Source organism: Dietzia sp. CQ4 (assembly GCF_014145125.1).
In the GTDB taxonomy this organism is placed as follows: domain Bacteria; phylum Actinomycetota; class Actinomycetes; order Mycobacteriales; family Mycobacteriaceae; genus Dietzia; species Dietzia natronolimnaea.
Genome location: NZ_JAALDZ010000234.1, coordinates 1 through 10,554, shown reverse-complemented (window position 1 = coordinate 10,554; position 10,554 = coordinate 1). Strand labels below are relative to the sequence as shown.

General features: G+C 71.8%; 11 protein-coding genes. All 11 read left to right on the top strand.

The window, feature by feature from the left end; translation table 11 throughout:
• A partial coding sequence (locus tag G6031_RS13215) for a hypothetical protein (protein ID WP_182653503.1) occupies window positions 1-802 on the top strand: 802 nt, incomplete at its 5' end.
• 5 nt (window positions 803-807) lie between these two features.
• Window positions 808-1,806: an HAD-IIA family hydrolase gene (locus G6031_RS13210; protein ID WP_347238499.1), complete on the top strand. Its 999-nt coding sequence runs from the start codon at window positions 808-810 to the stop codon at window positions 1,804-1,806.
• Window positions 1,807-1,816: 10 nt separating this feature from the next.
• The gene (locus G6031_RS13205) at window positions 1,817-2,032 is read left to right on the top strand and encodes a hypothetical protein (protein WP_245847690.1); all 216 of its coding nucleotides are present in this window, start codon (window positions 1,817-1,819) and stop codon (window positions 2,030-2,032) included.
• Window positions 2,032-2,850 carry a TlyA family RNA methyltransferase gene (locus G6031_RS13200; RefSeq protein WP_182653502.1) on the top strand — a complete coding sequence of 273 codons (819 nt, stop codon included), beginning with the start codon at window positions 2,032-2,034 and terminating at the stop codon, window positions 2,848-2,850. The genes G6031_RS13205 and G6031_RS13200 overlap by 1 nt, the downstream gene beginning before the upstream one ends.
• Window positions 2,847-3,776 carry an NAD kinase gene (locus G6031_RS13195; protein WP_182610359.1) on the top strand — a complete coding sequence of 310 codons (930 nt, stop codon included), beginning with the start codon at window positions 2,847-2,849 and terminating at the stop codon, window positions 3,774-3,776. The genes G6031_RS13200 and G6031_RS13195 overlap by 4 nt, the downstream gene beginning before the upstream one ends.
• A 9-nt stretch (window positions 3,777-3,785) precedes the next feature.
• Window positions 3,786-5,531 (top strand): DNA repair protein RecN, encoded by a 1,746-nt coding sequence (recN, locus tag G6031_RS13190; RefSeq protein WP_182653501.1) that lies wholly within the window; start codon window positions 3,786-3,788, stop codon window positions 5,529-5,531.
• Between the two features lie 59 nt (window positions 5,532-5,590).
• On the top strand, window positions 5,591-6,763 hold the full coding sequence (gene steA / locus G6031_RS13185; RefSeq protein WP_182653500.1) for a putative cytokinetic ring protein SteA: 1,173 nt from the start codon (window positions 5,591-5,593) through the stop codon (window positions 6,761-6,763).
• Entirely contained in the window at window positions 6,760-7,692 is a 933-nt protein-coding gene (locus tag G6031_RS13180) for a copper transporter (RefSeq protein ID WP_241730481.1), read from the top strand. The genes steA and G6031_RS13180 overlap by 4 nt, the downstream gene beginning before the upstream one ends.
• Window positions 7,693-7,768: 76 nt before the next feature.
• Window positions 7,769-9,580 (top strand): CTP synthase, encoded by a 1,812-nt coding sequence (locus G6031_RS13175; protein WP_095719366.1) that lies wholly within the window; start codon window positions 7,769-7,771, stop codon window positions 9,578-9,580.
• 5 nt (window positions 9,581-9,585) lie between these two features.
• On the top strand, window positions 9,586-10,155 hold the full coding sequence (locus G6031_RS13170) for an NUDIX domain-containing protein (protein ID WP_182653499.1): 570 nt from the start codon (window positions 9,586-9,588) through the stop codon (window positions 10,153-10,155).
• 35 nt (window positions 10,156-10,190) lie between these two features.
• Window positions 10,191-10,554 (top strand): site-specific integrase (locus tag G6031_RS13165; protein WP_182653498.1); only part of this gene is annotated, 364 nt, incomplete at its 3' end.

Sequence of the window (10,554 nt, the reverse complement as noted above, 5' to 3'; positions counted from 1 at the left end):
GGGGCAGGGTCGTGGTGACGCCGGCGCCGACCGCCGCGGTGGGGCGTCCCGCGGTGAGTCGCGCGGTGGCGGACGGCAGTTCGACGACCGGCGATCCGCCGGTCGCCCCGGTCAGGACGCCCGCCAGGCAGCGCGGGTCGACGAACCGGCCCTCCCCGACGATATCGAGGCCGCGGATCTCGACATGGAGATCAGGCGGGACCTCCGCGGGCTGGACAAGGCGAACGCCGAACTCGTGGCTCGGCACCTGGTCGCGGCGATGCATTTCGTGGACGACGACCCCGAGCTGGCCCTCGCCCACGGGCGGGCCGCGAAGAATCGCGCCGGGCGGATAGGCGTCGTCCGGGAGACCCTCGGAGTGCTCGCCTACCGGGCCCGTGAGTGGTCCGAGGCCCTCGGGGAACTGCGTGCGGCCCGCCGGATCTCGGGAGGTCCCGGTCTGCTCGCGATGATGGCCGACTGCGAGCGGGGGCTCGAGCGCCCGCAGAAGGCCATCGAGCTCGCCCGGGGGGAGGAGTCCCGCCAGGTCTCCGGTGAGGACCTCGTGGAACTGCGCATCGTCGAAGCCGGTGCGCGGGTGGACATGGGCCAGCTCGACGCCGCCCTGGTGACCCTCCAGGACGCTGGAGCCGATCCGGCGGCGGTGGGCGAGGAGGCGGCACGGTTGGACTACGCGTACGCGGAGGTGCTGCTGGCGTCCGGGCGGAAGGACGAGGCCGCCGCATGGTTCGGCCATGCGGTGGCGGCCGACCCTGACCATCACACGGACGCGGAGTCGCGCCTGGCGGAGCTCGAGGACTGACCCCGGTGTCACCAGCCACTCTGTCGGATCTGCACGACGCACTTCTCGTGGACCTCGACGGGACGCTCATCCGCGGTTCCGAGCCCGTACCGGGCGCGGCCGAGGCACTGGACGCCTCGGGGCTCCCGGTGGTCTACGTGACCAACAACGCGAGCCGTGCTCCCGCCGACACCGCGGCACACCTCCGCGACCTGGGTTTCACCGCCCGCGCGTCCGACGTCATGACGAGTGCCCAGGCGGCGGTGATGATGTTGGTCGATCACGTCGACGCCGGCGCGAGGGTTCTCGTGGTGGGCCACGACAGCTTCCGCGACCTCGCCAGGGAGGCGGGCTATGAGGTCGTCCTCTCGGCCGACGACCATCCGGAGGTGGTCCTCCAGGGGCTGTCCCGCGAGCTGACCTGGGGCGACCTCGCCGAGGGGTGCCTCGCGATCCGCCGTGGGGTTCCGTGGGTGGCCTCCAACACCGACACGACGCTACCCACCGAGCGGGGCCTGCTCCCCGGCAACGGCTCGCTGGTCGCGGCGCTTCGTGCGGCGACGGACCGCGAACCCGTCGTGGCGGGGAAGCCGGCCGCCGGGGTGCTCAGGGCCGCCGCCGACCTCGTCGGCGCGACGCGTCCACTGGTCATCGGCGACAGGCTCGACACCGACATCGAAGGGGCGGTCGCGGCAGACATGCCCTCACTTCTGGTCCTGACCGGTGTCCACGGGACGGCCGACCTGCTGGTCGCCGAGGAGCGTCGTCGCGCCACTCATCTGGCCCGGGACCTCTCGGCGCTCGCGGCGCCGCCCGAGTCGAGTCATATCGACTCGGCCGCCGGACTCGACGCGAGGGTGCTGGACGGGTCTCTTCACCTGCAGGGGATCCCGGAGACGCTGACTGGCGTCGACCTCGCGCGCAGCGTCATCCGTCAGGCGTGGCTGCACGGGGCGACCGCACTCGCGGATCCCGGTGACGGTGCGCGGTCGCGGCTCGCCGATGCGGGACTCGTCGTGGGCTAGCGTGGACCGCGTGAGCACTCCCGGACCGACACCACTTCCAGGCCCCGTGGGCCCGGACGTCGACGAGCTCCGCTCGGCGTTCGACGATCTCCTCGCCGACTCCGTCGGGCCGTCGACGGCCGACGGCGATGACGGCGGGGTGGTCCGCGACGATCAGGTCCGGGCCCTGGACGCCGCTCATGACCTGCTCGCCCGAGCGCTCTCCGCTCTGGATTCCGCCCGCTGATGGCGGTCACACGGAGGCGCCTGGACGCCGAGCTGGTCCGCCGCAGGATGTGTGACAGTCGGGAACGGGCCCGGGACCTCATCGGCTCCGGGCGTGTGATCGTCAACGGGGTGGCGGCCAGCAAACCCGCGACCCAGGTGGAGCCCACCACCTCGATCGCGCTCGCCGCGTCGAACGAACCGGACTGGGCCTCCCGGGGAGCCCACAAACTCATCGGTGCGCTGGACGCCTTCGGTGTGCGCGTCGACGGTGCGCGCTGTCTCGACGCCGGTGCCTCCACGGGAGGCTTCACCGACGTTCTGCTCTCACGTGGTGCCGCCCGCGTCGAGGCGGTGGACGTGGGCTACGGGCAACTCGTGTGGCGCCTGCGCAGCGACGGTCGCGTCGGGGTCCACGACAAGACCAACGTGCGATCCCTCACTCCCGAGGACATCGGGGGCGAGGTGGACGTGGTGGTCTCGGACCTGTCCTTCATCTCCCTCCCGCTCGTCCTGCCCGCACTGACCGCGTGCGTCCGCACCGGCGGGGATCTGCTGCCGATGGTCAAACCGCAGTTCGAGGTGGGCCGCGAGCGGGTCGGCCAGGGTGGCGTCGTCCGCGACCCCGCCCTCCGGATCGAGGCGGTCACGGGTGTCGCGCGCGCCGCTGCGGCGCTCGGGCTGGAGGCCCTCGGCTGCGTGGCCAGCCCGCTCCCGGGGCCGTCCGGGAACGTCGAGTACTTCCTCCATCTCCGCAAGACCGGGTCGGGCGCCCCGGTGGAGCTGACCCACCAGGCGACGGACGCCATCCACCGCGCCGTGGAGGAGGGGCCGAAATGACGGACATGACAGGTCAGGGGACGCCCCGCCGGATCCTGCTCGAGGCCAATATCGAGCGGCCGGACATCGTCGCCATCGTCGCCCAGGTCGTCGACGCCTGCGCGAACCGGGGGATCGCGGTGCGGATGCTCGCCGACACGAGTGAGAACGTCGCCACGGGGACGGGCGTGGAGTCGGTCGCCGACACTCCGCACGCCGCCGACGGGTGCGAGCTCGTCCTGGTCCTGGGTGGGGACGGGACGTTCCTGCGGGCGTGTCAGTACGCCACCGCGGCCGATGTGCCGGTGCTGGGGGTCAACCTCGGGCATGTCGGGTTCCTCGCCGAGTCGGAGGTCTCCTCGCTGCACGGGGTCGTCGAACAGATCGCCGACCGGGACTACCGGGTGGTCGAGCGCATGACGGTCGAGGCCACCGTCATGCACGGGGACACCGTCCTCGGCCACGACTGGGCGCTCAACGAGGTGAGTATCGAGAAGGTCTCCCGGCAGGGCGTCCTCGAGGCGTCGGTCGAGATCGATGGGCGACCGGTGAGCGACTACGGGTGCGACGGCATGCTCGTGTCGACCCCGACCGGGTCGACGGCCTACGCGTTCTCCGCGGGAGGGCCGATCGTCTGGCCGGAGCTCGACGCGATCCTGGTGGTCCCGAACAACGCCCATGCCCTGTTCGCCCGGCCCATGGTGGTGGCGCCGAGTTCGCGTGTCGCCGTGGAGACCGGGACCCGGTCGGGGCCCGCGGTGGTCGTGCTCGACGGGCGGCGGCTGGTCGACGCCCCCGCCGGTAGCCGCGTGGAGGTGGTGCGCGGCCGGAGGCCGGTCAAGTGGGTGCGATTGGACGACTCACCGTTCACGGACCGACTGGTGACCAAGTTCGAACTCCCGGTGACCGGGTGGCGTGGCCGGTCCGCCGCCCGCCCCCTCCCCTAGGGTGGGTGCGTGCTCACGGAACTTCGGATCAGCGGACTCGGCGTCATCGACGAGGCCGTGGCCGATTTCGCCCCGGGCCTGTCGGTCCTGACCGGTGAGACCGGCGCCGGCAAGACCATGGTCGTCACCGGTCTGAGGCTTCTGGCCGGGGGGCGCGCCGATCCGGGCCGGGTTCGCCGCGGTGCCGACAAGGCCGTGGTGGAGGGGCGGTTCGACCTGGCCGCCGCGGCGACGATGGCTACCGAGGACAGAGACCAGCTCGACAGACTCCTCGAGGAGGCGGACGTTGAGCTCGACGAGGACGGGACGGTGATCGCGGCCCGCCGGGTCGGTGCCGACGGACGCTCCCGGGCCCGGTTGGGTGGTCGGTCGGTGCCCGCCGGCACCCTGGCCCGGTTCTGTTCCCCGGTACTCGCGGTCCACGGTCAGAACGACCAGCTCCGGCTCCTGCGTCCGGACCGGCAGCGCGAGGCGGTCGACTCCCACGGGGGCGAGCGGGCGCGGGTCGCACTCAGGGCATACCGGGAGACCTTCCACCGGTGGCGTGAGGCCGAGAGGTCGCTGGCAGAGCGCACGGGGCGCGCCCGCGAGCTGGCCCGCGAGGCCGACCTGCTGCGCCACGGGCTCGACGAGATCGACGCCCTGGACCCCAGACCGGGGGAGGAGGCCGAGCTCGACGCGGTCATCCGGCGTCTCACCGACTCGGAGGAGTTGCGTGAGGTGGCCGGGCAGGCGCACGAGACCCTGACGGGAGACGGAGAGACCGCGGAGCCGGTCGTCAACGTCCTGGACCAGTTGCGGCAGCGGCTCGCGGGGGCGGGGGACCCCGCCCTGGATCCCATCGCCACGAGTATCGACCAGGCCGTCGCCGCGCTGGGGGACGCCGCGACCGAGCTCGGCCTCTACCTGGCCGAACTCCCGGTGGACGCGGCCGACCTCGATGCGGCACTCGAGAGACGGCATGATCTCAGGGCGCTCACCCGGAAGTACGGGACCGACGTGGACGACGTGATCGAATGGGCCGCGAAGGCGCGCATCCGCCTGTCCGAGGTGGACACCTCCGACTCCGCTGTGGCCGACCTCACGGCCACGGTCGCGAGGCTCGCCCTCGAGCTGGAGGAGCGGGGGGCCGAGCTCACCGCCATCCGCAGGGCGGCGGGGGAGGACCTGGCACGACGCGTCACCTCGGAGCTGGCCGAGCTGTCCATGGGCGGAGCCGGGCTGGTCGTCAGGGTCACCCCTGCCGGGGACGGCCTCGCCGCCGCGACGGAGTCCGGCCTGGACGACGTGGAACTGGCTCTCGACGGGCCGTCGGGGGTCGTCCCGTTGGGCCGGGGCGCCTCCGGCGGCGAGCTGTCCAGGGTGATGCTGGCCCTGGAGGTCGTCCTGGCGGAACGTTCCGGTGGCGGGACGTTGGTGTTCGACGAGGTGGACGCAGGAGTGGGTGGACGCGCCGCGCTGAGCATCGGCAAGCGTCTGGCCAGGTTGGCCAGGACCCACCAGGTGATCGCCGTGACCCACCTCGCGCAGGTCGCCGCGTACGCGGACACGCACCTCGTGATCCACAAGGCCGCGGACTCCACGGGTGGGGACGGTGTCGTGTCCGGTGTGCGCGCGGTCGACGACTCGGACAGGGTCATCGAACTCGCGCGGATGCTCGCCGGGATGGAGGACACCGACACCGGTCTCGCGCATGCCGAGGAGCTCCTCGGGAAGGCGCAGTCGGAGAAGTCTCAAGCTCAAGTCGACCGTTAATCCGACACGCCGAACCGACCTCCCTCGTCACTCGAATCACACGCGTGATACTCGGGCACATGAAGATGACGGGTCTGCTCAATCGCCGCTCCAACGATCTCGCCGGTGTGGTCGGTACCGTCCGCCAGGTCCGGGCGGGATCACCGGTCCCCCGCAAGCTCGGCTCCAAGGACGTCGCCGTGCTCGACCTCAACCGGACGTCGGCGGCCACCGCCCGCGCCGTCGTCGAGGCCGATGTCGCCGCCGTCGTCCACGTGCCGCGCCCCGGTGAGGAGATGCTGCCCCGTGCCGCGTTCCGGATCCTCGCCTCGTCGACCATCCCCGTCATCGAGGACGCGGACCTCGCCGAGGTCGAGGACGGGACCCGGGTCCGCATCGACGAGGGCGTGGTCTACTCGGTCAAGACCGAGGGCCAGCTGGCCACCGGCCGTGAGGTCGGCCCCGAGACCCTCCTCTCCGAGGTCCACGCCGCGGAGAACGGGTACGTCGAGTCCGCGCTGGCGCACCTGGCCAACGCCACGGAGTTCCTCAGCCTCGAGCACCAGTTGCTCCTCGACGGCGAGGGCCTTCCCGGGATCGACGTGGACTTCACCGGTCGCCACGTGGTGGTGGTGACCGGGGACCGGGCCTCGGAGGCGCAGCTCTCCGATCTCAAGCCCTTCATGAAGGAGTACCGACCGCTGGTCGTGGGTGTGGACGGGGGAGCCGAACTGCTGCGTGCGGCCCGGATCTCCGCCGACGTCGTGGTCGCGACCCCCACCGGGGTCTCCGACGAGGTGCTCACGGACGGCGCGGTCCTGGTCGTGCCGGCGGATCGCGACGGCAGGGCCGAGGGGCTCGAGCGGGTCACGGAGCTGGGCGTGGGGGCCACCACGTTCCCCGCCGCGGCGACCGCACGCGACATGGCCCTGCTGCTGGCCTTCCACGGCGGAGCCGAGATGATCGTGGTGACCGGCGACGACCGCGGACTCGAGAACGCGTTCGGCGCCTCCTCCGTACCGTCGTCGACCATGGTCGACACCGCCGTGTCGTCCCGCCTCGTCCACGCCGACGCGTGCGCGACTCTGTACCGCTCGCGAGGTGCCGGGATCGGGCTGGCCCTCGTGGTGCTCGCGGCGCTCATCGCGGTGGCCGCGGTGGTGGTCGCCCGCGACTCCGCCCAGGAACTGCTCATCTGGGCCATCGACGCATGGAACACCTTCGCCCTCTGGGTCCAGGGGCTCGTCCGTTGATCTCTCTGCGTCGCCACGTTCTCACGCTGGTCGCCGTGTTCCTGGCCCTGGGGCTGGGGGTGGTCCTGGGGTCGACGTCCGTGGCGACGTCGATCCGGGACGCGGTGGTCGACCGCGAGGAGACGACGGCGGCGCAACTCGAGTCGACCCGGGCAGAGTCGGCCGAACGGCGACTCGCCGTCGACCGGCTCGACGACATGGCCGGTGAGCTCGCCCGGCCGGTACTGGACGGCACCCTCGAGGATCGCCCCGTGCTGGTCGTGGTGGCCCCCGGGGCGTCCGACGAGGACGTCAGCGCCGCCGTCGACGTCATCGGTGCGGCCGGCGGCATCGCCGCAGGACGGGTGACACTCACCGACAAGGCCGTCGACCCGGATGCCGACGCCGAGGTCCAGGCACTCGTGGCCAACCTGCCGATCGGAGACGCACCGGCCACCGATGCGGACCTGGGGACCCAACTGGGTACCGCCGTGGGCCGTGCCGGGTTGCTGCGGACCGAGGACGCGGAACCACACCTCGACGACGACGACCGCGAGACGGTCCTCACCACCCTGTCGGACGCGGGACTCGTCGAGTTCGAACCGGGCACCCTGAGACCAGGTCAGCTGGCGCTGGTCGTCACAGGCCCCGGCGAGGCCGAGTCGACCGCGGTCCGGGTGGCCTCGTTCGCGCGGACCCTGGACCGCGAGGGCGCGGGAGCGGTCGTGTCGGCCGAGCTCACGGGCGCTCAGGGGTACGACGCGGTCACCGTGCTGCGCTCCTCCGGCGAGGACGGTGTCTCGACCGTCGACTCCGCGGGCTCGGACTCCGGCCGGCTGGCCACGGGACTCGCGCTGGCGGAGCAGCTCGCGCGGGGGCAGGGACACTACGGGCTGCGCCCGGATGCGACCGCGGCGGTGCCGTCGCTCCCCACCGCGCCCGCTCGGTGATAGCCTGAAGCCCCGTGGGGTGCACCGGAGCCACACCAGCATTCATCCATTCCGGCGTCTGGACACGGGAGTCCCCTTGGCACTGAACCGAGCCGCATCGCGGTCCGCGACCAAGCACATCTTCGTCACCGGTGGCGTGGCGTCGTCGCTGGGTAAGGGGCTCACCGCCTCCAGCCTGGGGCAGCTTCTGACCGCGCGCGGACTCCGCGTGACCATGCAGAAGCTGGACCCGTACATCAACGTGGACCCGGGGACGATGAACCCGTTCCAGCACGGGGAGGTGTTCGTCACCGAGGACGGTGCGGAGGCCGACCTCGACCTGGGGCACTACGAGCGCTTCCTCGACCGCGACCTGAGTGCCAACGCCAACGTCACGACCGGCCAGGTGTACTCGGCCGTCATCGCCAAGGAGCGTCGCGGCGAGTACCTCGGGGACACCGTCCAGGTGATCCCGCACATCACCGACGCGATCAAGGAACGCATCATCGCGATGGGCGCGCCCGATGAGCAGGGCCGCCGCCCCGACGTGGTGATCACCGAGGTCGGTGGCACGGTCGGCGACATCGAGTCCCAGCCCTTCCTGGAGGCCTGCCGGCAGGTCCGCCACGAGGTCGGACGCGAGAACATCTTCTTCCTCCACGTCTCACTGGTGCCGTACCTCGCACCGTCGGGTGAACTCAAGACCAAGCCCACCCAGCACTCCGTGGCGGCGCTGCGGTCCATCGGTATCGTCCCGGACGGCCTCGTCCTGCGGTGCGACCGCGAGGTGCCGGACGGGCTCAAGTCCAAGATCGCGCTCATGTGCGACGTGGACCTCGAGGGCGTGGTCTCCACCCCCGACGCCCCGAGCATCTACGACATCCCGAAGGTGCTCTTCGGTGAGCATCTCGACACCCACGTCATCCGCAAGCTCAACCTGCCCTTCCGGGACGTCGACTGGACCGTGTGGGGTGAACTCCTCAAGCGAGTCCACGAACCGCGCGAGGAGGTCGAGATCGCCCTGGTGGGCAAATACATCGACCTGCCCGACGCCTATCTGTCGGTGACCGAGGCCCTGCGCGCAGGCGGGTTCGCCCACCGGGCGAGGGTCAACATCCGGTGGGTGGAGTCCGACGCCTGTGCCACCGAGGCCGGCGCGCGGGAGGCCCTCCGGGGCGTCGACGGCATGCTGATCCCCGGCGGTTTCGGTATCCGTGGGATCGAGGGCAAGCTGGGCGCCATCTCGTGGTCGCGGAAGAACCGCATCCCGTTGCTCGGGCTGTGTCTGGGCCTGCAGTGTTCGGTCATCGAGGCGGCCCGGTCGGTCGGGCTCGACGGGGCCTCGTCCAGTGAGTTCGAGCCGGACACCGAGCATCCGGTGATCTCCACGATGGCGGACCAGGTCGACGCGGTGGCCGGCAACGCCGATCTCGGCGGGACGATGCGCCTGGGCGCGTACCCGGCCGTGCTCACCAAGGGGTCCCTGGTGGCGGAGGCCTACGGCGCCACGGAGATCTCCGAACGGCACCGACACCGGTTCGAAGTCAACAACGCCTACCGCGACAAGGTCGCCGAGTCCGGTCTGCGGTTCTCCGGCACCTCGCCCGACGGCCACCTGGTGGAGTTCGTCGAGTACCCGCCGGAGCAGCACCCCTTCTTCGTGGCCACCCAGGCCCACCCCGAGTACAAGTCGCGGCCGACACGCCCCCACCCGCTGTTCGCCGCGTTCATCAAGGCGGCCCTGGACTACGAGAACGAGATGCGACTTCCGGTCGAGCCGTGGCGGGCCGACCAGTCGGGTGAGTCCGCTCACGCGACCGTCGCCGCTCCGGACGCCAAGACGTCCAGCGTGCGCGCCGATGACGTCGATGCCGAGCTGACCTCCGACGTCCGCTCGGACGGGAGCTGATCGAGGTGACCGACTCCGGTGCCCCCGGGTCGCACGAGTACCGCACCATCGCCAGTCGGGAGGTCTTCGACGGCCGGATCGTCCGGCTGCGTGTGGACACCCTCACGATGCCGGGCGGGGGCACCGCCGACCGCGAGATCTGCGGTCACGACGACGCTGTCGCGGTCATCGCCCTCGATGACTCCGATCAGGTGACGCTGGTCCGTCAGTACCGCCACGCGGTGGGGGAGCGGCTCTGGGAACTGCCGGCCGGACTGTGCGACGTCGACGGCGAACAGCCGGTCCAGACCGCGCAGCGCGAACTGGTCGAGGAGACCGGGCTGGAGGCGAGTTCCTGGGAACCTGTGATCTCGATCGTTCCGTCGCCGGGATTCTGCACCGAACGCGTCCACGTGTTCCTGGCCAGGGGCCTGCGCGAGGTGACCCGGCCGGAGGCCATGCACGAGGAGGCGGACATGGAGGTGGCCCGGATGCCGTTCTCCGAGGCCGTGGACGCCGTCCTGGACGGGCGGATCGTCAACGGCATCGCCGTGGCCGGCATCCTCGCCGCGCGCGCGTCGATCGCCGGGCGCTGACGGCGGGTCCTGGCGATGACGCCGGCCGTCCCGCGATGACCCGGTCGGACGGCGCCGCGCTCCAGATCCGCGGATATCTCGACCACCTCGCCGTCGAACAGGGGGCCTCCGCCCACACCCTGGCCGCCTACCGTCGTGACCTCGAGAAATACCGGAAGTACCTCGCGGACTCGGGCGTCGGGGACCTCGGTGCGGTCACCGAATCCCATGTCGAGGAGTTCCGGGCGCGGCTCGCCACCGCCGACCCGGACCTCGGCAGGCGGGCGCTCGCGCCCAGCTCGGTCGCCCGTGCCCTGGCGGCGGTCCGGGGACTTCACCGGTTCGCCACCAGGGACGGGGTGACCCGTGTCGACGCCGCGGCGGCCGTGACCCCGCCGCGGCCACCCCGTCGGCTCCCCA